Annotated in this window: 22 protein-coding genes and 1 tRNA gene; 8 read left to right on the top strand and 15 right to left on the bottom strand. The window is 70.1% G+C overall.

Annotated elements, in window-relative coordinates; translation table 11 throughout:
* Window positions 1-62: 62 nt before the first annotated feature.
* From OHS59_RS23105 to OHS59_RS23095, 3 genes are read right to left on the bottom strand one after another with little or no spacing between them, the layout of a single operon-like run.
* Entirely contained in the window at window positions 63-857 is a 795-nt protein-coding gene (locus OHS59_RS23105; RefSeq protein ID WP_328495303.1) for a TrmH family RNA methyltransferase, read from the bottom strand.
* Window positions 854-2,341: an HTTM domain-containing protein gene (locus OHS59_RS23100; protein ID WP_328495302.1), complete on the bottom strand. Its 1,488-nt coding sequence runs from the start codon at window positions 2,339-2,341 to the stop codon at window positions 854-856. The genes OHS59_RS23105 and OHS59_RS23100 overlap by 4 nt, the downstream gene beginning before the upstream one ends.
* Entirely contained in the window at window positions 2,338-3,177 is an 840-nt protein-coding gene (locus OHS59_RS23095) for a DUF5819 family protein (RefSeq protein ID WP_328495301.1), read from the bottom strand. Before OHS59_RS23095 ends, OHS59_RS23100 begins: the two co-directional genes overlap by 4 nt.
* 307 nt (window positions 3,178-3,484) lie before the next feature.
* Between OHS59_RS23095 and OHS59_RS23090 the strand changes: the two genes are divergently transcribed.
* Entirely contained in the window at window positions 3,485-4,621 is a 1,137-nt protein-coding gene (locus tag OHS59_RS23090; protein WP_328495300.1) for an acyl-CoA dehydrogenase family protein, read from the top strand.
* 26 nt (window positions 4,622-4,647) lie between these two features.
* Here the strand turns inward: OHS59_RS23090 and OHS59_RS23085 are convergent, their stop codons facing one another.
* The 4 genes from OHS59_RS23085 to OHS59_RS23070 form a co-directional block, all read right to left on the bottom strand.
* On the bottom strand, window positions 4,648-4,977 hold the full coding sequence (locus OHS59_RS23085) for a rhodanese-like domain-containing protein (RefSeq protein WP_328499319.1): 330 nt from the start codon (window positions 4,975-4,977) through the stop codon (window positions 4,648-4,650).
* Between the two features lie 202 nt (window positions 4,978-5,179).
* The gene (locus OHS59_RS23080) at window positions 5,180-6,091 is read right to left on the bottom strand and encodes a J domain-containing protein (protein ID WP_443061644.1); all 912 of its coding nucleotides are present in this window, start codon (window positions 6,089-6,091) and stop codon (window positions 5,180-5,182) included.
* 384 nt (window positions 6,092-6,475) lie between these two features.
* Window positions 6,476-7,891: a DUF2252 domain-containing protein gene (locus OHS59_RS23075; RefSeq protein ID WP_328495299.1), complete on the bottom strand. Its 1,416-nt coding sequence runs from the start codon at window positions 7,889-7,891 to the stop codon at window positions 6,476-6,478.
* Window positions 7,892-8,116: 225 nt separating this feature from the next.
* Window positions 8,117-8,488, bottom strand: a complete 372-nt coding sequence (locus OHS59_RS23070; RefSeq protein ID WP_328495298.1) for a winged helix-turn-helix transcriptional regulator — start codon at window positions 8,486-8,488, stop codon at window positions 8,117-8,119.
* A 182-nt stretch (window positions 8,489-8,670) separates the two neighbouring features.
* Here OHS59_RS23070 and OHS59_RS23065 point away from each other — a divergent pair, with 182 nt between their 5' ends.
* Window positions 8,671-9,333 (top strand): FMN-dependent NADH-azoreductase, encoded by a 663-nt coding sequence (locus tag OHS59_RS23065; protein WP_328495297.1) that lies wholly within the window; start codon window positions 8,671-8,673, stop codon window positions 9,331-9,333.
* A 134-nt stretch (window positions 9,334-9,467) separates the two neighbouring features.
* Here OHS59_RS23065 and OHS59_RS23060 read toward each other — a convergent pair whose 3' ends face one another.
* The 4 genes from OHS59_RS23060 to OHS59_RS23045 form a co-directional block, all read right to left on the bottom strand.
* The gene (locus tag OHS59_RS23060) at window positions 9,468-10,136 is read right to left on the bottom strand and encodes an NAD-dependent epimerase/dehydratase family protein (protein WP_328495296.1); all 669 of its coding nucleotides are present in this window, start codon (window positions 10,134-10,136) and stop codon (window positions 9,468-9,470) included.
* Window positions 10,137-10,311: 175 nt separating this feature from the next.
* Window positions 10,312-10,542, bottom strand: a complete 231-nt coding sequence (locus tag OHS59_RS23055; protein ID WP_328495295.1) for a hypothetical protein — start codon at window positions 10,540-10,542, stop codon at window positions 10,312-10,314.
* Window positions 10,543-10,549: 7 nt separating this feature from the next.
* Entirely contained in the window at window positions 10,550-11,014 is a 465-nt protein-coding gene (locus OHS59_RS23050) for a hypothetical protein (RefSeq protein WP_328495294.1), read from the bottom strand.
* Window positions 11,015-11,423: 409 nt separating this feature from the next.
* A tRNA-Leu gene (locus OHS59_RS23045) sits at window positions 11,424-11,510 on the bottom strand.
* Window positions 11,511-12,013: 503 nt separating this feature from the next.
* Between OHS59_RS23045 and OHS59_RS23040 the strand changes: the two genes are divergently transcribed.
* From OHS59_RS23040 to pknB, 6 genes are all read left to right on the top strand, one after another.
* Window positions 12,014-12,883, top strand: coding sequence for a DUF3662 and FHA domain-containing protein (locus OHS59_RS23040; protein ID WP_328495293.1), 870 nt, complete (start codon window positions 12,014-12,016; stop codon window positions 12,881-12,883).
* A gap of 10 nt (window positions 12,884-12,893) precedes the next feature.
* Window positions 12,894-13,415, top strand: coding sequence for an FHA domain-containing protein FhaB/FipA (locus OHS59_RS23035; RefSeq protein WP_328495292.1), 522 nt, complete (start codon window positions 12,894-12,896; stop codon window positions 13,413-13,415).
* A gap of 98 nt (window positions 13,416-13,513) precedes the next feature.
* A complete protein-coding gene (locus OHS59_RS23030) occupies window positions 13,514-15,091 on the top strand; it encodes a Stp1/IreP family PP2C-type Ser/Thr phosphatase (RefSeq protein WP_328499317.1) in 1,578 nt (525 codons plus the stop codon).
* 26 nt (window positions 15,092-15,117) lie between these two features.
* Entirely contained in the window at window positions 15,118-16,554 is a 1,437-nt protein-coding gene (locus OHS59_RS23025) for an FtsW/RodA/SpoVE family cell cycle protein (protein ID WP_328495291.1), read from the top strand.
* On the top strand, window positions 16,551-18,041 hold the full coding sequence (locus OHS59_RS23020) for a peptidoglycan D,D-transpeptidase FtsI family protein (RefSeq protein ID WP_328495290.1): 1,491 nt from the start codon (window positions 16,551-16,553) through the stop codon (window positions 18,039-18,041). Before OHS59_RS23025 ends, OHS59_RS23020 begins: the two co-directional genes overlap by 4 nt.
* 169 nt (window positions 18,042-18,210) lie before the next feature.
* Window positions 18,211-20,202 carry a Stk1 family PASTA domain-containing Ser/Thr kinase gene (gene pknB, locus OHS59_RS23015; RefSeq protein ID WP_328495289.1) on the top strand — a complete coding sequence of 664 codons (1,992 nt, stop codon included), beginning with the start codon at window positions 18,211-18,213 and terminating at the stop codon, window positions 20,200-20,202.
* Between the two features lie 132 nt (window positions 20,203-20,334).
* Here pknB and OHS59_RS23010 read toward each other — a convergent pair whose 3' ends face one another.
* The 4 genes from OHS59_RS23010 to OHS59_RS22995 form a co-directional block, all read right to left on the bottom strand.
* Complete coding sequence (locus OHS59_RS23010; RefSeq protein ID WP_328495288.1) at window positions 20,335-21,069, bottom strand: class E sortase; 735 nt, start codon at window positions 21,067-21,069, stop codon at window positions 20,335-20,337.
* A 143-nt stretch (window positions 21,070-21,212) separates the two neighbouring features.
* On the bottom strand, window positions 21,213-22,619 hold the full coding sequence (locus OHS59_RS23005) for a class E sortase (RefSeq protein ID WP_443061643.1): 1,407 nt from the start codon (window positions 22,617-22,619) through the stop codon (window positions 21,213-21,215).
* A 98-nt stretch (window positions 22,620-22,717) separates the two neighbouring features.
* Complete coding sequence (locus OHS59_RS23000) at window positions 22,718-23,356, bottom strand: aminodeoxychorismate/anthranilate synthase component II (protein WP_328495287.1); 639 nt, start codon at window positions 23,354-23,356, stop codon at window positions 22,718-22,720.
* Window positions 23,353-23,514, bottom strand: coding sequence for a hypothetical protein (locus OHS59_RS22995; protein WP_328495286.1), 162 nt, complete (start codon window positions 23,512-23,514; stop codon window positions 23,353-23,355). The genes OHS59_RS23000 and OHS59_RS22995 overlap by 4 nt, the downstream gene beginning before the upstream one ends.
* Between the last annotated feature and the right edge of the window lie 7 nt (window positions 23,515-23,521).

Raw genomic sequence — 23,521 nt, 5'->3', positions numbered from 1 at the left:
CCCGGCCCGCAAGGGGCGCGGGGAACTGCGCGCTCAGCCACAACCGCCCCGCAGCCGAACGCCTACGAGACCTGCGGGGCCTGCGGGCCCGACGACGCACTCCAGTGGAACAACGCCATCCCCACACTGGTGGCGAGGTTGTAACTGGACACCTGCGGCTTCATCGGCAGCGAGACGAGCTGGTCCGTCCGACCACGCAACTCACCGGACAACCCACTCCGCTCGGAGCCGAAGGCAAGAACCGCGTCATCGGGAATCTTCACCCCCCGAATGTCCTCCCCCTCCGGATCGAGCGCGAACACCGGCCCGGAGGGCAGCTCGTCCACGGTCAGCCGCTCCACGGCCGTGGCGAAGTGCAGCCCCGCCCCACCGCGCACGACCGTGGGATGCCAAGGATCGAGCGTGCCGGTGGTGACGACCCCGGTCGCGCCGAACCCGGCCGCGAGCCGGATCACCGCCCCGGCGTTCCCTAGGTTGCGCGGCTGGTCGAGGACGACCACGGGCGCGGTACGGGGCGTGCGGGCCAGCGCCCGCAGGTTGGCCTCGCGCGAGGGCCGTACCGCGAGGGCGGCCACCGCGGTGGGATGCGGACGCGCGACGAGCGCCCGGTACGTGGCCTCCGGGACCTCCACCAGGAGGGCGTCCAGCGTCTCCCGTACGTCCGGGGCCAGCTCGTCCGCGAGGGCGAGCGCCGCCGCCCGGTCGGTGGTGACGGCCACCGGGACCTCGGCGTGGAAGCGCAGCGCGTGCTTGAGGGCGTGGAAGCCGTCGAGCAGCACGGCGGTGCCGGCGAGCCGGTGCCAGGCGCTCAGGGGCTCGGATTCGCGGTGGTCACGGGGGTCGCGGGGGTCCCTCATGCCGTGAAGCCTACGTGCGTGTGCTCGGCCGTCTCCGGGGGCCGCGGGTCCTCCTCGCGCGGACCCGGGAGCGTACGCCCGAGGCGCGGGAGGTTCCGCCCGAGGCGGGAGGACAGCCGCTCACGCGCGCGGGTGACCCAGCCGCCGAGGCGGCGCAGGAAGGAAGTCGGCAGGAAGACCGCGTCGGCGGCGATCATCGCGAGGGAGAAGAACGGCAGACCCAGCACGACGGCGATCACGGCGTGCTCGGTGATCATGCCCGCCAGCAGAACGTTCTTCACCCGCCGGTTGAACAGCGTGAAGGGGAAGGCTACCTGCGCGACCACCGTCCCGTACGTCACCAGCATCACCATCGTGCCGCTCGCGGACAGCGTGTCGGACAGGGCGGGCCAGGGGGAGAAGTAGTCCAGGTGCAGCGGGTAGTACACGGCCGTGCCGTCCTGCCAGCGCGAGCCCTGGATCTTGTACCAGCCGGCGGTCGCGTAGATCAGACAGGCCTCAGCCATGATCACGAAGAGGGCCGCGTTGTGGAGGAGGTTGGCGAGGACGTCGAGGAAGACGCGCGGCTGGGCACTCCGGGTGTACCGGCGGGCCGGCCACCACAGGCCCTGGACCGCCCACAGCCCCCAGTAGACCGTCCGCCAGCCGCCGAACAGACCGCCGTCGATCTTCCCCGCGAGCGTGGCGGCCGCCAGGGCCAGGCCGAGCACGGCCCACAGGGCGATACCGACCCGGTCCGGGTCGGTCCGGTCCGGATCGACCCGGACCGGGTGGGAACGCCCTTCACGCGCGCGTGCCCCCGCCGCTGCCGCCCGGCGCTCGCGCCGCGCGTCCAGCGACCACACCTGGCCGCAGCGGGTGAACACCAGGTAGATCGCCATCAGGTGGATGACGTTGTCGCCGCCGTCCCCCATGAAGATGCTGCGGTTCTGGAGGGAGAGCACGCCGAGCAGGAAGAGCACGGACATGGTGCGGGTGCGCCAGCCGAGCATGAACAGGGCGGCGGAGAGCACGGCGAGCGCGAAGACGATCTCGAACCAGACCTGCCCGTCGGCCCACATCAGGGCCGTGAAGGCGTGGTTGTTCGCGGTGAGCTGCTGGGCCAGGTCCCAGCTCCAGGGGCCGTCGGGCCCGTACATCTCCTGGCGGTGCGGGAACTCCCGCAAGAGGAAGAGCAGCCAGGTCCCGGCGAAGCCTATGCGGATCACCGCGGTCTGGTACGGCCCCAGGGACCGCCCGGTGAGGCTGGAGACGGCGTGCGCCAGCTTCCGGTCGAGCCGGTGCCTGCGGTCGAAACGGCTGATCCGCCCGGCCAGCCGCTCGCGACCGGGGCTGCGCGTCGGCCGGGGATCGTCGGCGCCCGCCGGGGCACGTCCGGGCTCGCCCACAGGGGAGTCATCGCGGTCGTCCGCGGGGGCGGCGCCGTGGTCGCGCACGGGGATGTCGTCCTGGTCGCTCACCGGACCGCTCTCGTGGTTGCTCATCGGGCGCTCGCCGCCGTCCCCGTGGAGTGCGCGGGCCGGGTCCCGGCCGCCCGGTCGGACTCCGACACGGGCCACCAGGGCAGCTGACGCAGGACGGGCTTGTCGGACACCTGCTCCTGGCTCCACTCGGGCGGCGGCACATTGGTCGTACGGGAACGGACCTGGACCTGCTGGACGACGGCGCCCGGGCCGCCCGCCTCCTCGCGGTCGAGGCGCAGGACCACGATCCGGCGCAGATAGCGCTCGGAGAGGTCGCCGCGCATGCCGTTCGGGCGGTTCGTGTTGTCGTGGGTGGCCGCGAAGAAGTCCCAGGCCCGGCGCAGCTCGTTCTGCTGGGTGTGGCTCGGCAGCAGATTGCCGTCGATGGCCCGGCCGTCCAGCGCGGAGAGGTCGTACCAGCGGGTCGTCCGGACGGCGCCGTCCGGGCTCTTCACCTCGGCCCGGACCTGGACGGCGATGTTCTGCTGCAGCGGGTTGGGCGCGAAGAGCTTCCAGTTCTGCTCGAACTCCGGGTAGACCCAGTCGTCGACCGCCCGCCCGTGCTGCTTGGTGACCGTGTTCGACGGCGCGACATGCAGGAAGACCATGCCGAGGTGCACACAGGCGACCACCGCGACCAGGGCGACCGCGAGGGCGGCGGCGATCTGGAAGGGGAGGGACAGGGCCGCGAGGCCCTCCGCCGGAGGACCGGCCGGGGGAGGACCGGCGGAGGGAACGGAGCCGGCAGGGGGCGGCGGGTCGGCGGGGAGACGCGGACCGGCGCCGGTGAGGGGGGCGACGGCCGAGGGCTCGCCCGGCACGGGACGGGCGTTCGAGCCCTCGTCGTACGCATCCATCGCGCCCCGTTTCCCCATGTCTGCCCGGTTGTCGCCGCCCGTTCCGCGACGGCCGCACCGGAACGGTACTCAGCCCCACCCGCCCGGCACAGCCCAGGGGGCACAGCGGTGGACACCTTACGGCCCGCCCTTTCCCCTGCTCGAAGGTACCGAACGCCCGGTCGGGCAATCCCGGACGTCCCGCGGTGCACGGACAGCGGCCGGGTCGCCACCGTTCCCTTCTTGTAGAACCTGTTCTATCTTGACGCTCCGCCAGACCGACTCGACAGATCGACCGACCCGACAGATCTACCGGGAGGACGCGACCGTGGACTTCACCTTCACCGAGGAACAGCAGGCGGCCGTGGAGGCGGCGAAGGCGGTCTTCGCGGGGGTCGCGCCGGACGGCGTACCGAGTCCCGCGCTCACCGCGGGGGCCGTCGCGGACGACTTCGACCGCGTCCTGTGGGCCCGGCTCGCCGACGCGGACCTGCTGAGCCTGCTGCTCGACGCGCGCCACGGCGGCGCCGGCCTCGACACCGTCGCCCTGTGCCTGGTGCTGCGGGAGTCGGCGAAGGTACTCGCCAGGGTCCCGCTGCTGGAGAGCACGGCGGCCGCCGTGACCGTACAGGCCTACGGTGGCGAGGAGTTGAAGGCCGATCTGCTCGCACGGACCGGCCGGGGCGAGTCGGTGCTGACGGTCGCCGCGAACGGACGCACCGGACACGACGGCGCCGAACTCGCCGTGACCGCGCGGCAGGAGGACGACGCGTGGGTACTGGACGGGCTGCAGACGGCCGTCCCCTGGGCGCGGAACGCCGACTTCGTCCTCGTACCCGCGCTGAGCACCGGCTCGGGCCGCTCCGTGCTCGCCCTGGTGCCCCGCGGCCACCAGGGCGCGGTCCTCGCCGAGCAGATCTCCACGACGGGCGAACTTCTCGGCGAACTCCGCCTGGACTCCGTACGGATCCCCGCCCGTGACGTCATCGACGCCGACGGTGCCTGGGAGTGGCTGCGGAACCTGCTCACCACCGGAACGTGCGCGCTGGCGCTCGGTCTGGGCGAGCGCGTACTCGGCATGACGAGCGAATACACCGGCAAGCGGGAGCAGTTCGGCTTCCCGGTCGCCACGTTCCAGGCCGTGGCCGTGCAGGCCGCCGACCGCTACATCGATCTGCGCGCGATGGAGGCGACCCTCTGGCAGGCCGCGTGGCGGATCAGCACGGGGGCGGGCGGAGCGCTGCCCGCGTCCGGTGACGTGGCCGTCGCCAAGGTCTGGGCCTCCGAGGGCGTACGCCGTGTCGTGCAGACCGCTCAGCATCTGCACGGGGGCTTCGGCGCGGACACCGACTACTCGCTGCACCGGTACCACGCCTGGGCCAAGCACCTGGAGCTCTCGCTCGGCCCGGCGGCGGCACACGAGGAGGCGCTGGGCGACCTGCTGGCGGCCCACCCACTGGGGTGAGCCCGCAAGCCCGCTTCCGCCGTCCGCTAGAGCACGAACCCCGGCTGGCCCTCCGTGTTCACCACGGGGCGGCCCTTGGCCGCCCAGACCTGCATGCCGCCGGCGACGTTCACCGCGTCGACGCCCTGCTGGTTCAGGTACATGGCGACCTGCGCCGACCGGCCACCGGAGCGGCAGATCACGTTGACCTTGCCGTCCTGCGGGGCCGCCTCGGTCAACTCGCCGTAGCGGGCCACGAATTCACTGATGGGGATGTGCAGTGCCCCTTCGGCGTGACCCGCCTGCCACTCGTCGTCCTCCCGGACGTCCAGCAGGAAGTCTCCGTCCGCGAGATCCCCGACCTCGACCGTGGGCACACCAGCTCCGAAACTCATGGCCCCGACGCTACCCGACCGCCACCGGGCGATCAGCCCCGCCTTTCGGGGGCGCGGGGAACTGCACGCCCAGCCCTCACCGGCCCGCAGACGGCCAGGCATCCGTCACCGCGGAGGCCGAGCACCCGTCACCGCGCAACCGAGGGCTCAAGCGCTCCAGCAGTGCTGAACCTCAGCCGAGCGATCAGGCACCGTCGCCGAGCAGGCCCGCCAGCTCCGCTTCCCGCTCGCTCACCTGCGCCAGCAGCTGTTCGGCGATCTCCTCCAGGAGCCGGTCGGGGTCGTCCGGAGCGATCTTGAGCATCCCGCCGATCGCGCTCTCCTCCAGGTCGCGCGCCACGAACGCGAGCAGCTCCTTGCGCTGGGCGAGCCACTCAAGACGGGCGTAGAGCTCCTCGCTGCGGCTCGGCCGCCACTCCTCCGGCACGGGACCGGCGGCCCACTCCTGCGACAGCTCCCGGAGCAGGGCCTCGTCCCCACGGCCGTAGGCCGCGTTGACGCGGGCGATGAACTCGTCGCGCCGCGCGCGCTCCGCGTCGTCCTGCGCCAGGTCGGGGTGCGCCTTGCGGACGAGCTCCCGGTAGAGCTTGCGGGCCTCGTCGCTCGGCCGCACCCGCTGCGGCGGGCGCACCGGCTGATCGGTCAGCATGGCCGAGGCCTCCGGGGACAGTCCGTCCGAGTCGAGCCAGTCGTGGAACAGCTCCTCGATACCCGGCATCGGCATGACCCTGGCCCGGGCCTCCTTCGCCTTGCGCACATCCTCCGGGTCACCGGTGCTCGCGGCCCGCGCCTCGGCGATCTCCGCCTCCAGCTCGTCGAGCCGCGCGTACATCGGGCCGAGGCGCTGGTGGTGCAGCCGGGAGAAGTTCTCCACCTCGACCCGGAACGTCTCCACCGCGATCTCGAACTCGATCAACGCCTGCTCGGCCGCCCGCACGGCCCGCTCCAGCCGCGCCTCGGGCCGCTCACCCTCACCGCTCCCGGCATCGGCACCACCCACGGCCTGGTCGGCAACGGGCTGGTCCGCAGCAGACTGCTCGCCTCCGACCGCACCCACACCCGATTCGGCGCCATCGTCACCGGCACCCCCGCCCACAGGCGCCCCGACACCCGCTTCGCCGGACGGCTCCGAGGCCGCGACCTCCTCGACACCCGCCTCACCAGCAAGCGCCTCTTCGGCACTCGTCTCTTCGGCACTCGCCTCATCGGCGCTCGCCTCTCGGACGTGCGCCTCCTCCGTACCGGCCGAACCGGCCTCACCGGCACGCGAATCACCGGCGACCGGCTCCGCGGAGGGCTCGGACGGCGGCTCGGACGGGGACTGCTCAGCTTCCGGGGTCGTCACCCGCCCAGCCTAGGCCACGCCTCCACCAGCAACCGGGGCCCGCCCGGGGCAAGCGCGACCCGAGCCCCTTGCCTATTCGGGGCAAGGGGGGCACGGGACCCTTGCCCATCCGGGGCAAGGGCGGCACGGGACCCGTCAGACCCCCAGCTCCCCCACGATCCGCCCCGACCGCACGGCCGCCACCAGCTCCGCGTGGTCGGCCTCGGTCCGGTCCGCGTACGCCATCGAGAAGCCGGCTATCGCCTCGTCCAGTTCCTCGTTCTTGCCGCAGTACCCCGAGACCAGCCGCGGATTCGCGCTGTGGGCGTGGGCCCGCGCCAGCAGCGCACCCGTCATCCGCGCGTAGTCGTCTATCTGGTCCGCGGCCAGTGCCGCGGGGTCGACGCTTCCCTTGCGGTTGCGGAACTGCCGCACCTGGAAGGGGCGTCCGTCGACAGTGGTCCAACCGAGAAGGTTGTCGCTGACGACCTGCATGCGCTTCTGGCCGAGGACGACCCGGCGACCCTCGTGCTCGGTCTCCGGCACCGGGAGGCCGGCCGTCTCCAGATGAGGCACCAGGACGGACGCACGAGCCTCCTTCACCTGAAGGACGAGCGGCTCGTCCACGTGGTCCAGCAGCAGCACCACGTACGAGCGGGTGCCCACGCTGCCGGTGCCGACCACGCGGAAGGCGACGTCGTGCACCGCGTACTGCGCGAGGAGCGGGAGCCGGTCCGGGGAGAGCGTGCCCAGGTACTCCTCCAGCCCCAGCGCCACCGCGGCGGCCTCGCCGTCCGGGACGCGGCGCAGCACCGGCGGGGCGTCGACGAAGTGGCGTCCGCCGCCCTCGACGGTCTCCGTCGACTTCGCCGCGAACCGCCCGCTGGTGTTGGACCGCGCCTTCTCCGAGACCCGCTCCAAGGTGCCGAGCAGGTCGTGTGCGTCGGCGTGCGAGACCAAGGCCTCGTCCGCGATGGCGTTCCACGCGTCCAGAGCCGGGAGCTTGGCGAGCAGCCGCATCGTGCGCCGGTAGGAGCCCGCCGCGAAGTGCGCGGCCTTGCGGCAGGTGTCCTCGTCCGCTCCCGCCTCACGCGCGGCGAGCACCAGCGAGGTCGCCAGGCGCTTGAGGTCCCACTCCCACGGTCCCTGCACCGTTTCGTCGAAGTCGTTCAGGTCGATGACGAGGCCGCCGCGCGCGTCCCCGTACAGGCCGAAGTTGCCCGCGTGCGCGTCACCGCAGATCTGGGCGCTTATGCCCGTCACGGGCGTGCGCGCCAGGTCGTACGCCATGAGGCCGGCCGAACCGCGCAGGAAGGCGAACGGTGTGGCCGCCATCCTGCCCACCCGTATCGGTGTGAGCTCGGGGATACGGCCCCGGCCGGACTCCTCGACGGCCGTCACCGCGTCCGGGCGGTCGCCGTTCGTGTCGAGCGACGCGTGGGCGCCGCGCGGGACGCGGGCCCTGAGGGCCTTGCCCTCTTTCTTGGCCGACTCCTCCGCCGGCCACCGCGCGAACCCGCGCACCGCCGGAATCCTCGCCGCTCCGGCCACTGCTCCACCGGTCTCGCTCACTCGAACCGCCTCCCCCGCGCACGAACATCAACTCGTGACGACCGTACCGCCGGGCGCCGATTCGTGTGAGCCCCTGTGGACAACTCCACAGCTGTGGAAAACACCCCAGCTCAACGGTGACAACGGGCCCTGCGCCAAGCACCGGATCAGATCCCGGACCAAGTCCCCGAGCAGATCCCGAACCAGGTCTCGGACCAAGTCCGAACCAGGTCCCGAGCAGCTCCGCTATTTCCGGAACCGCTCCGCGCAACGCCCGTCCTCCAACAGGTACTTCTCCGCCCACGCGCCCAGTTCCGAGAGCGCGGGCTCCAGCGCGGACCCGGCCTCCGTCAGCCGGTAGGAGACGCGCAGCGGCGGCCCGTCGTCGACCTCGCGCACGACGATTCCGACCCCCGCCAGTTCCGTGAGCCGGTCGGAGAGCATGCGCTCGCTGATGCCGGGGATGGCCCGGCGCAGGTCCGCGAAGTGCACGGGGGCGGGCAGGAGCACGGCCACGATCGGGCCCGTCCAGCGCTTTCCGAGCACCTGGAAGACACGGGTGATGCCGTCGTCGACCCGCCTGCACGACGCAGCGTCGTGGTTTTCCTGGACCGCCATGCCCTCAGGGTACTTGCCCTCCCGTACGGGGATGAAAAAAAGTAAGCTCCTGTGTTATTCATAGTTACGAACGAAAAAGCAAAGCCGTGGGCGGGCCCTGACCCGGCCCGCCCACGTCAACAGCGCTCTCTTCGAAGCGCCCCCTTCGAACGCCTTCGACGCACACCCCAATGGAGAAACCCATGGCCACCCTGCTGCACGTGGACTCGTCCGTCCTCCCCGGTCCCGCCTCGGCGTCCCGCGCCGTCACGGACGCCTTCCGCAAGGCCTGGGAGGAGCAGCACCCGGAGGGCACCGTGATCTACCGCGACCTCTCCGCGCACCCCGTCCCGCACATCACCGCGGACGCCCACAGCGCCGCGTTCGCCGACCCGTCGGAGCACACCCCGGAGCAGGCCGCGGCCTTCGCCGGGCGCCTGGAGTTCATCGAGGAGCTGGAGCAGGCGGACGCCATCCTGATCGGCGCTCCCATGTACAACTTCTCGATCCCGTCGACCCTGAAGGCATGGCTGGACAACGTGATCGTCGTCGGCCGCACCGCGGGCGACACCCAGTCCGCCAAGGGCACGCCGGTCACCGTCGTGGCCAGCCGCGGCGGCGCCTACGGGCCGGGCACGCCCCGCGAGGGCTACGAGTACGTACAGAACTACCTGGAGGCCGTCTTCAAGGACATGCTCGGCCTGGACCTCGAATTCATCGTCCCGGAGCTCACGATGGCCCCGCACATGCCGGCGCTGGCCGAGCTGGTCCCGCTCTTCGAGGCGTCCCGCGCCAAGGCCCTGGAGGAAGCGGCCACCAGGGGGCGGACCCTCGCCGAGCAGCTCGGCACGAAGGCCGCGGCCTGACGCCTCACCGAACGGACGCGCGCCCCGGCCCGGCCGGGCCACCACGGGCGGGGCGCGCGTCACGCCCGCACGACTCCCGGGGCCTTCTTGAGCCCCCTCGGGGCGGAACCACCCCGTTCACACCCCCGAGAGTTTCACACCCCCGCGAGCCGGTTGATCCCCTCGGTCTCCAGCACCCGGTCCTCGGACTCGCCCCGAGCCACCGCGATCATCGCCAGACCGACCTGCTCCGTCGTGGTGATCCGGTTGGGCGCCAGTTTCCGCAGGAGGGGCAGCAGACGCCCGGTCGTCGCGTAGATCACCCGGTAGGCCCGCGTCTTGGACGTGATCCCGTGCAGCGGCTGGATGAGTCCCGGCCGGAACATGTACGCGTCCACGCCGTCCAGCGCGAGCAGCGCGTTCTCGGTCTCCCCCTTGACCCGCGCCCACATCAGCCGCCCGCGCGCGGAGCTGTCGGTCCCCTGCCCCGACACGTAACAGAAGGTCAGCCCCGGACTCGACGCGGCCAGTGAGCCCGCCACCGCGAGCGTGAGGTCGTACGTGACCTTGCGGTACGCGGCCTCCTTCATGCCCGCCGACGAGACGCCGAGGCAGAAGAAGCAGGCGTCGTATCCGGAGAGTTCCTTCTCCAGTCCGCCGAGATCGGTGAGGTCGGACCGTACGACCTCGCTCAGCTTGGGATGCGTGACGCCCACCGTCGTACGGCCGACCACGAGCACGCTCTCGACCGCCGCGTCCCGAAGACACTCCCGCAGAACTCCGCGTCCGACCATCCCGGTCGCCCCGAAGAGGATCACCTTCACAGAGCCCCACTCCCACCACGTAGTCCGGATCGGCACCCTAGGCCGCCCCGCCCGCCCGGGCCACACGGCACGGAGCCGACCGCCGATCCCCGGCCGCCACCGGCGCCTCTCCCGCGCGACCCCGGCCGTGAGCTACCTCACAAACAGGTGCAGGCCCGCATCCCGATGCCCGACCTCACCCGCCTTCTCGGCCGCCCCTCCCCGTCCAGTACTCGCAGCCCCATCGGGCGAGCGCCCCCACCAGGACGGAGACAACGATCGCCCCCCAGTCGATGACATGCGGAAGCCCGGGGAAGAAGGCGAAGAAGGCCAACGTCGCCACGAGGCCCGCCACGAACGCGGCCACCCCGGCCGAGCGCCTTCGCACCTTCTCCGACGGCTCCCGCCCCTGCTGCTGATCGATCATGAACAGCTCACTTCGTAATGTGATGACACTGACTCACTCGCCGCACCCCGGTGACATAGAGATGCGCGCACGCCTTTCCATAACGAGGCAACGTCCGAGGAGAGTTGTTCCGCATCGGATCGATCTTGCACTCAGGGTGCGTCCGCCCTCGGGACGTGCGGTAGGTCTTGTTGTTGGTGTTGGCGTACGTGAAGTCGATCCGCCAGTTGCAGAACCCACTGCCGAGCGCGGCGACGAAGGCGCAGTCGACGCCGGCGTTCTGGTAGGTGATCCTCTTCCCACCACCACGGATGATGTGTGTGAACAGGCAGCCGGTCGGGACCTTCATGGTCATGCCGCCGACGCTGTACTCGAAGGTCCGCACCGGGGTCGACCCGACGGCTCCGGCCTGCGCGACCGAGGAACTCGCCAGCACGAGAGCACACGCGGCAGCGACAGCTGCGAGGAGCCCGGACCGTAAAAGCTTGACCATGAACGCATTCCTTCCGGCGGAGAATCTATTTCGACCGGAAGAACTCCGCCGCAGCGATCATGTTTCTGGCTGATGAGATGGTTCACCGGCTTGAGCGATCAAGAGGCAATGCGCTGACCAGCTGATTCGTTTCTCCGGTCCAGCCCGTCGAACTGCCTCTCGGACCCTCCCAGGCAGAGCCCCCGGACGCCGGCCGCTGCCTTTACCTACTGAGCCCGCCGACGGCCACCCCATGCCCCCGGCCGGGCCCGACCAGCCCCACCCAAAGCCCAACCACCCCACAAACCACACAAGGCCCCGACCGTGAGATACCTCACCGTCGGGGCCCTGCCATGTCGCTGTCCGGTGGGGTGACAACGAGAGACGGGCCCCCGCCCGGACTTTCGTCCTGGCGGAGACCCGTCTCCACTGGTGCGCGAGGGGGGAGTTGAACCCCCACGCCCTTTCGGGCACTGGAACCTGAATCCAGCGCGTCTGCCTATTCCGCCACCCGCGCATTGGGTGTGTCTTCCGTGTCCCACCTGGTGGGTGAGCGCCTTCCGACATGCAGAAGATTAGCACGGTGGTCGGGGTGGATTCACATCCGTTTCCGAGGGGCAGCAGGAGGGAAGCGGCACGGCGAACGGCCTCCGCGCCACCCCGCCGTCACCGGCGCGACCGCCTCCCGTGGCGTCCCGGATCCCACCGCCCCCAGCTTCCACGTACCAAGCGGAACCGGTTCACGTATCAACCTCGTACCGGTCCCGGCCATCTCCCCTTCAGGGGGCCGGGGTCCGCTGTCCGGTGCGGGACACTGTGGTGAAGCCACCTCTACGATCCTCTCCATACGGACTGCCGCGGGGGAGTTCGAAGAGGAGCTTCGGAGGGAACTTCGGGAGGGGACTTCTCAAGGGCGTCGACATCTGTCGACCGGGCCGACAGGGGGAACCAGCCGATTTCCCGGCGCGTGGATACGATCAGTAAGCAGTACCAGGGCGACGACGAAGGAGGAGGTGCCCCATGGGAGTCCTGAAGAAGTTCGAGCAACGCCTCGAAGGTCTGGTCAACGGCACCTTCGCCAAGGTGTTCAAGTCCGAGGTCCAGCCGGTGGAGATCGCAGGCGCGCTCCAGCGCGAGTGCGACAACAACGCCACCATCTGGAACCGCGACCGGACCGTGGTCCCCAACGACTTCATCGTGGAGCTGAGCACGCCGGACTTCGAGCGTCTCAGCCCCTACTCGGGCCAGCTCGGCGACGAGCTGGCCGGCATGGTGCGCGACTACGCCAAGCAGCAGCGCTACACGTTCATGGGCACCATCAAGGTCCACCTGGAGAAGGCGGACGACCTCGACACCGGTCTGTACCGGGTCCGCAGTCGCACGCTGGCCTCCTCCACCAACCAGCAGGCCGCTCCCGAGCGCGCCCCCGCGGGCCCGCCCCCGGCGGGCGCCCGCGGCCAGGCAGGCGGTCCGGCAGCAGGCCAGGCAGGTGGCTACGGCTATCCGCCCGCGGCCGCTCCTCCCATGCCTGCCGCCCCGCCGCCCGGCGGGCGCCCGGGAGCCGCACCCGCGGGCCAGCGGCCCGCCGCGGCCCCGCAGCCGGGCGGACGGACACGGCACTGGGTCGAGGTCAACGGCACCCGCCATCAGATCTCCCGCCCGACGCTGGTGCTCGGCCGCAGCACCGAAGCCGACGTGCGGATCGACGACCCCGGCGTCTCGCGCCGGCACTGTGAGATCCGGACCGGAACGCCCTCGACGATCCAGGATCTCGGGTCCACCAACGGCATCGTGGTGGACGGGCAGCACACCACCCGCGCTACGCTCCGCGACGGCTCGCGGATCGTCGTGGGCAGCACCACCATCATTTACCGGCAAGCCGAAGGGTGAAGCGGGGGCAATGTCAGAGCTGACCCTCACGGTCATGCGGCTGGGTTTCCTGGCCGTACTGTGGCTGTTCGTGATCGTGGCCGTGCAGGTCATCCGCAGCGACCTGTTCGGAACGCGTGTCACACAGCGCGGGTCGCGGCGGGAAGCGCAGAGGCCGCAGCAGGCCGCGCGCCAGACCGCGCCACCACCACAGCGTCAGCAGCAGGCGGCGCCCAGCGGCGGCCGTCAGCGCCGCGGCGCTCCCACCAAGCTGGTCGTCTCCGAGGGCATCCTCACGGGCACGACGGTTGCCCTTCAGGGGCAGACCATCACGCTGGGACGCGCACACGACAGCACCATCGTGCTGGACGACGACTACGCATCCAGCAGGCATGCCAGGATCTACCCGGACCGTGACGGCCAGTGGATCGTCGAGGATCTCGGGTCCACCAACGGCACGTATCTCGACCGGACCCGATTGACGACTCCCACGCCGGTTCCGCTGGGCGCGCCGATCCGCATCGGCAAGACCGTCATCGAGCTTCGGAAGTAGTGCCACGTCATGAATGAGCGCGAGCGGAGCGAGCGAGCAGCGGCGGTCCCCACGACGGACCCCGGCGCGCTCCCGACCGGAGGGTGGGCACCGTGCGGATGTACCCGGAGCCGACGGGCGAGGTGCGCATGAGTCTGTCACTGCGCTTCGCCGCCGGATCGCACAAGGGCATGATCCGAGAGGGCAACGAGGATTCCGGTTACGCCGGGCCGCGGCTGCTGGCGATCGCGGACGGGATGGGCGGCCAGGCCGCCGGTGAGGTCGCCTCGTCCGAGGTGATCTCCACGATCGTCGCGCTCGACGACGACGTGCCCGGCTCCGACATCCTCACCTCGCTGGGCACGGCCGTGCAGCGCGCCAACGACCAGCTGCGGATGATGGTCGAGGAGGACCCCCAGCTCGAAGGCATGGGGACCACCCTCACCGCCCTCCTGTGGACCGGTCAGCGGCTCGGCCTCGTGCACGTCGGCGACTCGCGCGCCTACCTGCTGCGGGACGGCGTGCTCACGCAGATCACGCAGGACCACACGTGGGTGCAGCGCCTCGTCGACGAGGGACGCATCACGGAGGAGGAGGCGACCACCCACCCGCAGAGGTCCCTCCTCATGCGCGCGCTGGGCAGCGGCGACCACGTCGAGCCCGATCTCTCCATCCGTGAGGTCCGCGCCGGCGACCGCTACCTGATCTGCTCCGACGGACTCTCGGGCGTCGTCTCCCATCAGACGATGGAGGACACCCTCGCCAGCTACCAGGGTCCCCAGGAGACCGTGCAGCAGCTCATCGAGCTCGCGCTGCGCGGCGGCGGCCCCGACAACATCACCGTCATCGTGGCCGACGTCCTCGACATCGACGGCGGGGACACCCTCGCCGGGCAGCTCTCCGACACCCCGGTCGTCGTGGGCGCGGTCGCCGAGAACCAGCTCCAGCAGCACGACAACGGCGCCATGCAGACGCCCGCGGGCCGCGCCTCCAGCCTCGGCCGTCAGGTGCCCGGACAGGGCGGCGGCGAGTTCGGTCCGCCCGGCAGCGGCGACGCCACCGGTTACGTACCCACCGGAGGGTTCGGCGACTACTCCGACGAGGACTTCGTCAAGCCGCGCTCCGGCCGGAAGTGGCTGAAGAGATCCTTCTACATCGTGCTCGCGCTCGGCGTCATCGGCGGCGGGCTGTACGGCGGCTACCGCTGGACGCAGACGCAGTACTACGTGGGCGCCAACGACAAGCACGTCGCGCTGTACCGCGGCATCAGCCAGGACCTCGCCTGGGTCTCGCTCTCGAAGGTGGAGAAGGACCACCCCGAGATCGAACTCAAGTACCTGCCGCCGTACCAGCAGAAGCAGGTCGAGGCGACGATCGCCGAGGGCGGTCTGAGCGACGCCCGGTCGAAGATCGACGAGCTGAAGACGCAGGCGTCCGCGTGCAAGAAGGACGCCGAGCGCCGCAAGGCCGAGAGCGAGCAGAACGCGAAGACCGGCGAGGGCGAGGCCGGCGGGGTCACGGGAACCACACGGACCTCCGCCGCGTCCAAGGCCACACCGACGCCGACGGCGCCCCCCACGGGAGACAAGTCGCCGTCGCCCGACCCGTCCAAGTCCACGACCGCACCCACTCCCACACCCGGCCCCAGCCTCTCCGACGAGGAGCAGAAGCTGGTCTCGCTGTGCGGTAAGCAGTAAGCAGCCGTGAGGGGCCCTGTCACACGATGAGCAGTACTTCCAACACGTCGACGCACCACACGTCCACGATCGGCTCGATCGGCACACCGAGCCGACGTAACACCGAGCTCGCGCTCCTGGTGTTCGCGGTGGCCATCCCGGTGTTCGCCTACGCCAACGTCGGACTGGCGATCAACGACTCGGTGCCGCCGGGCCTGCTGAGCTACGGGCTCGGCCTCGGCCTGCTCGCCGGCGTCGGCCATATCGTCGTACGGAAGTTCGCGCCGTACGCGGACCCGCTGCTGCTGCCGCTGGCGACGCTGCTGAACGGCATCGGTCTGGTCGTCATCTGGCGCCTGGACCAGTCCAAGCGGCTGCAGGCCGCAAGCACGTTCGTCGAGGCGGCCCCCCGCCAACTGCTGTACTCCGCGCTGGGCGTGGCCCTCTTCGTGGTCGTGCTGGTCTTCCTCAAGGACCACCGCGTCCTGCAGCGCTACACCTACATCTCCATGGTCGGCGCGCTGATCCTGCTGCTCCTGCCCCTGGTCCCGGGCCTCGGCCTGAACGTCTTCGGCGCCAGGATCTGGATCTCGATCGCCGGATTCACCATCCAGCCGGGCGAGTTCGCGAAGATCGTCCTCGCGATCTTCTTCGCCGGCTACCTCATGGTGAAGCGCGACGCGCTCGCCCTGGCCAGCCGCCGCTTCATGGGCATCTACCTGCCGCGCGGACGCGACCTGGGCCCGATCATCGTCGTCTGGATCATCTCCATCCTGATCCTGGTCTTCGAGACCGACCTCGGTACCTCGCTGCTCTTCTTCGGCATGTTCGTGATCATGCTGTACGTCGCCACCGAGCGGACCAGCTGGATCGTGTTCGGCATGCTGATGTCCGCGGCCGGTGCCGTCGGCGTGGCCTCCTTCGAGTCGCACGTCCAGCAGCGCGTCCAGGCCTGGCTCGACCCGATGCGCGAGTACGAGCTCAGCCAGCAGGGCGTCATCGGCCACACCGAGCAGTCCATGCAGGCCCTGTGGGCCTTCGGGTCCGGCGGCACCCTCGGCACCGGGCTCGGCCAGGGCAACTCCGACCTCATCGGCTTCGCCGCCAACTCCGACTTCATCCTCGCCACCTTCGGCGAGGAGCTGGGCCTGGCCGGCGTGATGGCGATCCTGCTGATGTACGGCCTGATCGTGGAGCGCGGCGTACGCACCGCCCTCGCCGCCCGCGACCCCTTCGGCAAGCTGCTCGCCATCGGTCTTTCGGGCGCCTTCGCCCTCCAGGTCTTCGTGGTCGCCGGCGGCGTCATGGGCCTGATCCCGCTTACCGGTATGACGATGCCGTTCCTGGCGTACGGAGGTTCCTCCGTCATCGCCAACTGGGCACTCGTCGGCATCCTGATCCGCATCAGCGACACCGCCCGCCGGCCAGCGCCGGCCCCCGCGCCCAACCCCGACGCCGAGATGACCCAGGTGGTCCGACCGTGAACAAGCCCCTGCGCCGGATCGCGATCTTCTGCGGGCTCCTCGTGCTCGCCCTGCTCATCCGCGACAACTGGATCCAGTACGTCCAGGCGGACTCGCTGAAGGACGACACGAAGAACCGCCGCGTCGCCATCGCGCGCTACGCCACACCGCGCGGCAACATCATCGTCGACGGCGACCCGATCACCGGTTCCACCAAGACGAGCGGCGACGACTTCAACGACTTCGAGTACAAGCGCACCTACAAGGACGGCGCGATGTGGGCCCCCGTCACGGGCTACGCCTCGCAGGCCTTCGGTGCCACGCAGCTGGAGAGCATCGAGGACGGCATCCTCACCGGCAACGACGACCGGCTCTTCTTCCGCCGCACGCTCGACATGATCACCGGCAAGAAGCAGGAGGGCGGCAATGTCATCACCACGCTCAGCGCCGCCGCACAGAAGGCCGCGTACAAGGGTCTGCTGAAGCAGGGCAAGGGCGCCGTCGCCGCGATCGACCCGGAGACCGGCGCGATCCTGGCGCTGGCCTCCACTCCCTCGTACGACCCCTCGACGTTCGCCGGGAACTCCACCAAGGTCGACGGCAGCGCCTGGACCAAGCTGCAGAAGAAGAACAACCCCGACGACCCGATGCAGAACCGCGTGCTGCGCGAGATCTACCCGCCCGGGTCGACCTTCAAGGTCGTCACGGCCGCGGCGGCGCTGGAGCACGGCATCGTCGACAGCGCCGACGAGAAGACCGACTCGCCGCTGCCGTACACCCTGCCGGACAGCACCACCGAGCTGAAGAACGAGGGGAACATCCCCTGCAAGAACGCGACGCTGCGCGAGGCGCTGCGCGTCTCCTGCAACACCGTCTTCGGCAAGCTGGGCGTCGACGTCGGCAAGGAGGACATGCTGGAGACGGCCAAGAAGTTCGGCTTCAACGAGGAGCAGTTCGTGCCGATCCGCTCCAGCGCCTCCAACTTCCCCGAGAAGATGGACCGGCCGCAGACCGCGCTCAGCTCGATCGGCCAGTTCGAGACCGCCACGACTCCGCTGCAGATGGCCATGGTCGCCTCGGCCGTCGCCAACGACGGCACGCTCATGAAGCCCTACATGGTCGACAAGCTCCAGGCGCCGGGCCTCGACGTCATCGAGCAGACCGACCCCGAGAAGATGAGCGAGCCGCTGTCCGAGAAGAACGCCCAGATCCTTCAGTCGATGATGGAGACGGTCGTCGAGAAGGGCACCGGCACCAACGCCCAGATCAACGAGAGCGGCGTCACGGTCGGCGGCAAGACCGGTACCGCCCAGCGCGGTGTCGAGAACAGCGAGAACCCGTACGCCTGGTTCATCTCGTACGCGAAGCTCGACGACGGCAGCTCTCCGGTCGCCGTCGCCGTGGTCGTCGAGGACGAGAGCGCCAACCGTGACGACATCTCCGGCGGTGGTCTCGCCGCTCCGATCGCGAGGGACGTGATGAAGGCAGTCATCGACAGCAAGAAGTGACCCCGCTCACGTCTCCTTCACATCGGTGCACGTTGCGATACCGGTCCTGCATCGGGTGACGGTTGTGGCCAGGTCAGTCAAGGCGGTCCGGGTACGGTATGCCCGGACAGCACACCGCCGGACCACACGTGGTGTGGTCAGGACCGTCGGAAAAGGCTGGTAGGTAGCTATGGAAGAGCCGCGTCGCCTCGGCGGCCGGTACGAGCTGGGCCACGTGCTCGGCCGTGGTGGCATGGCGGAGGTACACCTCGCCCATGACACCCGGCTCGGCCGCACGGTGGCGGTGAAGACGCTGCGAGCGGACCTCGCGCGCGACCCGTCGTTCCAGGCCCGGTTCCGCCGGGAGGCCCAGTCGGCCGCCTCGCTCAACCATCCCGCGATCGTCGCCGTGTACGACACGGGTGAGGACTACATCGAGGGCATCTCCATCCCGTACATCGTGATGGAGTACGTCGACGGGTCCACGCTGCGCGAGCTGCTGCACTCCGGGCGCAAGCTGCTGCCCGAGCGCACCCTGGAGATGACCATCGGCATCCTCCAGGCCCTCGAGTACTCGCACCGCGCCGGCATCGTCCACCGCGACATCAAGCCCGCGAACGTCATGCTGACGCGCAACGGCCAGGTCAAGGTCATGGACTTCGGCATCGCCCGCGCCATGGGCGACTCCGGCATGACGATGACGCAGACCGCCGCGGTCATAGGGACGGCGCAGTACCTCTCGCCCGAGCAGGCCAAGGGCGAGCCGGTCGACGCCCGCTCCGACCTGTACTCGGCGGGCTGTCTGCTGTACGAGCTCCTGACGGTGCGTCCGCCGTTCATCGGGGACTCCCCGGTGGCGGTCGCGTACCAGCACGTGCGCGAGGAACCGCAGGCACCGAGCGTCTTCGACCCCGAGATCACGCCCGAGATGGACGCGATCGTCCTGAAGGCGCTGACCAAGGACCCGGACTACCGGTACCAGTCCGCCGACGAGATGCGCCTCGACATCGAGGCCTGCCTCGACGGCCAGCCGGTCGCGGCCACCGCCGCCATGGGCTCGGTCGGCTACGGCGGCTACCCGGACGACCAGCCGACCACCGCCCTGCGCTCCTCGGACGGCCAGCACACCACGATGCTGCCGCCGCAGAACCCGGACGACGGGGCCTTCGGCTACGACGACCGGGCCGGCCGGCGCCGCCAGCAGAAGAAGAGCAACACCTCGACGATCCTCCTGGTCGTCGCCGGTGTGCTCGTGCTGATCGGCGCGATCCTCATCGGCAAGTGGGCGTTCACCGGGGACGGCGGCGGCGGGAACGACACGTTCGGCGCGCCCAACTTCGTGAACCGGACCGAGGCCGACGCCAAACAGCAGGCGGCCAACCGCGAGCTCGAACTCACGATCAACAGGAAGCCGTGCGAGAACACGGTCAAGGGCAGCGTCTGCGACCAGAACCCGGCCGCGAAGACCGAGGTCAAGAAGGGCGACACGATCACGCTGACCGTGTCGACGGGGGCGCCGAAGGTGGCGGTTCCCAATGTCATCGACGACCCGGTGGACACGGCGACCAAGAAGCTTGAGGGCGAGAAGTACGAGTTCGAGGTCAAGACGGAGAGCAAGGAGTCCAGCGAGGACCCCGGCACCGTCCTCGACCAGGACCCGTCCTCGGGCGAAGAGGTGGAGAAGGGCTCCACGATCACTCTCACCGTCGCCAAGGAGAAGGAACAGTCCACCGTTCCCGACGTCGGCGGTCAGAGCTGTGACCAGGCCAAGGCCCAGATGGAGCAGAACGACCTGACGGGTACCTGCACCGAGGTGGAGACCGACGACGACAACCTGGTCGGCAAGGTCATCTCGACCTCGCCGCAGGCGGGCTCGCCGGCCGACCCGGGGTCCACGGTCACCATCCAGATCGGCAAGGCGAAGAAGGAAGAAGAGCAGAAGTTCGCCATGCCGAAGGTGACCCAGATGACGCTCGGCCAGGCCAAGCAGGTCCTCGCGCAGAGCCAGCTCCAGGTCGGCAACATCCAGGGCTCACAGGACGACAACGCCATCGTCCTCGCCAGCGACCCGGGGCAGGGCAACGAGGTGAAGGCCGGTGACAAGGTCAACCTCGTCACGGTCGACGCCGGTGGGAACAACGGCGGCAACGGAGGCGGCTTCCTGGGAGGCGGCTCGGGCTGACGCCCGGCAACCGCCTGACCGTACGACGAAGCCCCGGCACCCTCTCAGGGTGCCGGGGCTTCGTCGTACAAAGACGTCACCGGGGGCTTCGTCGTACGGAGAGGTCGTCGGGGGCTTCGTCGTACGAAGACGTCAGCGCAGTTCCGCCGGGGGCGTCCGCTCGTCGTCCACCTTCTCCACGCGGTCCAGCTCGCCCCAGACCACGTACCGGTAGCGGGACGTGTAGACCGGCGTGCAGGTCGTCAGCGTGATGTAGCGGCCCGCCTTCGCCCTGCCCGACTCCTTGGGGACGGCACCGAGGACGTTGACGTTGAACTTCGACGTCTCCGGGAGGGTCGCGTAGACCTTGTAGACGTACCAGTCGTCCTTGGTCTCGAAGACGATCGCGTCGCCCTTCTTGAGCTTGTCGATGTTGTGGAACTTCGCCCCGTGGCCGTCGCGGTGTGCGGCCAGCGAGAAGTTGCCCTTCTTGTCCTGCGGGAGCGCGGACTTGACGGGGTTCGTGTAGTAACCGGCGATGCCGTTGTTGAGCAGCTTCGTGGAGGTGCCCTTCTTGACCAGCACCTCGCCGTTCTTCATCACCGGGACGTGCAGGAAGCCGATGCCGTCCTTGGTGTCCAGGCCGACCGGACCGCGGTCCTCGGCCCAGTGGTCGCGCACCTTGTCGCCCTGCTTGTGGGCCTCGCGGTCCGCGATCACGTTCGTCCACCACAGCGAGTAGGCGACGAACAGGCCGAGGATCAGTCCTGCCGTGATGAGGAGTTCACCGAAGAAGCTGACGGCCGCCGCGATCCCGCCGCGCCGCCGCGGCGCGGGCGAGGACGCCGGCGCGTCCGTGTGTTCTTCGTGGTCGGTCGTCGCTGCCACTGCGTGTTCCCCGTCTGGTGTCTCAGCTGGTGTCTCAGAAAACTGTTCAGGAAGCTGTACGAAAAGTTGTTCAGGAATGTGTTCAGGAATCTGTTCAGGAATCTGTTCAGGAAGTCGTTCAGGAAGGTCGCCCGCCCGTGTGCTCAGCCGACGAGCGCGTCCGGTTTGCCCTTGTCGCGCGCACGTTCCTCGACCATCGTGCCCCAGACGATCATCCGGTACTTACTGGTGAATTCCGGGGTGCAGGTGGTGAGAGTGATGTAGCGGCCCGCCGACTTGAAGGTCGACCCCTTGGGGATCGCGTCCAGGACCGACGTGTTGCTCGGCGAGGTCACCGGCAGGATCGAGGCCATCTTGTAGACGAAGTACTTGTCCTGCGTCTCCACGACGATCGGGTCGCCCGGCTTGAGACGGTTGATGTAACGGAACGGTTCGCCGTGAGTGTTGCGGTGACCCGCGAGCCCGAAGTTGCCCTTCTTGGCGTCCGGCATCGCGGTCTTCACGCCTTCTTCGGCGTAGTGGCCGACCATGCCGCGGTCCAGGACCCGCTTCTTGTCGGTGCCCTCCGCTATCGGCACCACCACGTCGAGCTTCGGGATGTGCAGCAGGGCGAAGCCCTGGCCCGGCTCGAACGTGCCCGGAGCACCCTTGCCGCTCGCCCAGTCGTTCTGGAGGCTGCTCGCCTCGCTGTCGGCCTGCGCGTGGGCCCGGATGTTCGTCCAGTACAGCTGGTAGGTCACGAACAGCAGCATCAGTACGCCGGTGGTGATGAACACCTCGCCGATCGCCCGGCTGGCCATCACGGCCGCCCCGGGCTTGCGCGCCTTCGCCGCGCGCCGCGCCGCCGCGCGCGAGGTGGGTGCGCCGGCCGCGTCGCCGGCCGCCTGCTCCTCGTGCCCGCCGCCGGTGTCGGGCCCGCCGTGCCGCCCGTGGCGCCTGGAGGCCTTACGCCGGGCCGCGCGGCCTCCCGGGGTATCCGAGGGCCCCGGAGCCGCCACGGGGCCCACAGAGGGCGCTGAGGGCGTCGGAGAGCCGGCTATGGACTCGGTGACGTCGGCGACGCGCAACGCGACCGTCTCGTCGGCGTCCGGAGAAGCCGCGTACGGCATCCGCGCCGTCGCGGGCGCCTGCGCGTACGGGGCCTGTGGCGCCTCCGGGTACGGCGGCCGAACCTCTTGGTATCCGGTGTACGCCGCCTGCGGTTGCCCGTACGACTGCTGGGCCCCGGTGTACGCCGACTGGGGCCCAGCCTGGGCGGGCCCCGCCTGGGCGTAGGGCTGCTGCGAGCGCTGGGGCTGCGCGTAGGGCTGCTGCGGCTGGGGCACCGCGTACGGCTGCTGCGGTGCGGCCGGTGCGGAGTAGCCGTGCGAGGGCTCCGCCTGTCCACGGCCCGCCTGCTCCGCGTACGTCGAGGCGTTCTGCCCGACGCTCCACTCCGGTGCGTACGTCTGCGGGTCGTACCATCCCTGCTCCGGCGCCGCCGGCTGCCGTCCGGCCCCGGGCAGGGGGTCGCTGAGCGGGTCGGCCAGCCCGTCGACGGCGGCCCGCATCGCACCGCCGGCGCCCGGCGCCTCGAACGCCGCAGCGCCCCCGTACGCGGCCTCGTCGCCGTACGGGGCGGCACTGTCGCGCTCGGGGCGCAGGGCGGTCACGCCGTGACCCTGCCCACCACCGGGGCGAGCCCCACCGACCTGGCCACGGCTCCCTGGTCGCCGCACTCGGCCAGCCAGTTGGCCAGCATGCGGTGACCGTGCTCGGTCAGCACGGACTCGGGGTGGAACTGCACTCCCTCGACCGGGAGTTCGCGATGTCTGAGACCCATGATGATCCCGTCGTGGGTACGGGCCGTGACCTCCAGGTCGGCCGGCACGGTCCCCGGCTCGGCGGCCAGCGAGTGGTAGCGCGTGGCGGTGAAGGGCGACGGCAGCCCGGCGAACACGCCCCGGCCCCCGTGCTCGACGAGCGAGGTCTTGCCGTGCAGCAGCTCGGGCGCGCGATCCACCACGCCGCCGTACGCCACCTGCATCGACTGCATCCCCAGGCAGACCCCGAAGACGGGGACCCCGGTCGCGGCGCAGTGGCGCACCATGTCGACGCAGACCCCGGCCTCCTCGGGAGTGCCCGGTCCCGGCGACAGCAGCACTCCGTCGAACCCGTCCTGCGCGTGTGCCATCGCCACCTCGTCGTTGCGCAGCACCTCGCACTCGGCGCCGAGCTGGTAGAGGTACTGGACCAGGTTGTAGACGAAGCTGTCGTAGTTGTCGACGACGAGGATCCGCGCGGTCACTGGTTGTCCACCGTCACATCGTTGAAGGGGAGCAGCGGTTCGGCCCACGGGAAGACGTACTGGAAGAGCACGTAGACCGCCGCGAGGACCAGCACGATCGAGAGCAGTGCCTTGATCCACGTGTTCCCCGGCAGAAGCCGCCAGATAAAGCCGTACATGCCGTCC

It is taken from the genome of Streptomyces sp. NBC_00414 (assembly GCF_036038375.1).
Lineage (GTDB): Bacteria > Actinomycetota > Actinomycetes > Streptomycetales > Streptomycetaceae > Streptomyces.
This window is presented reverse-complemented; position numbering and strand designations above follow the sequence as displayed.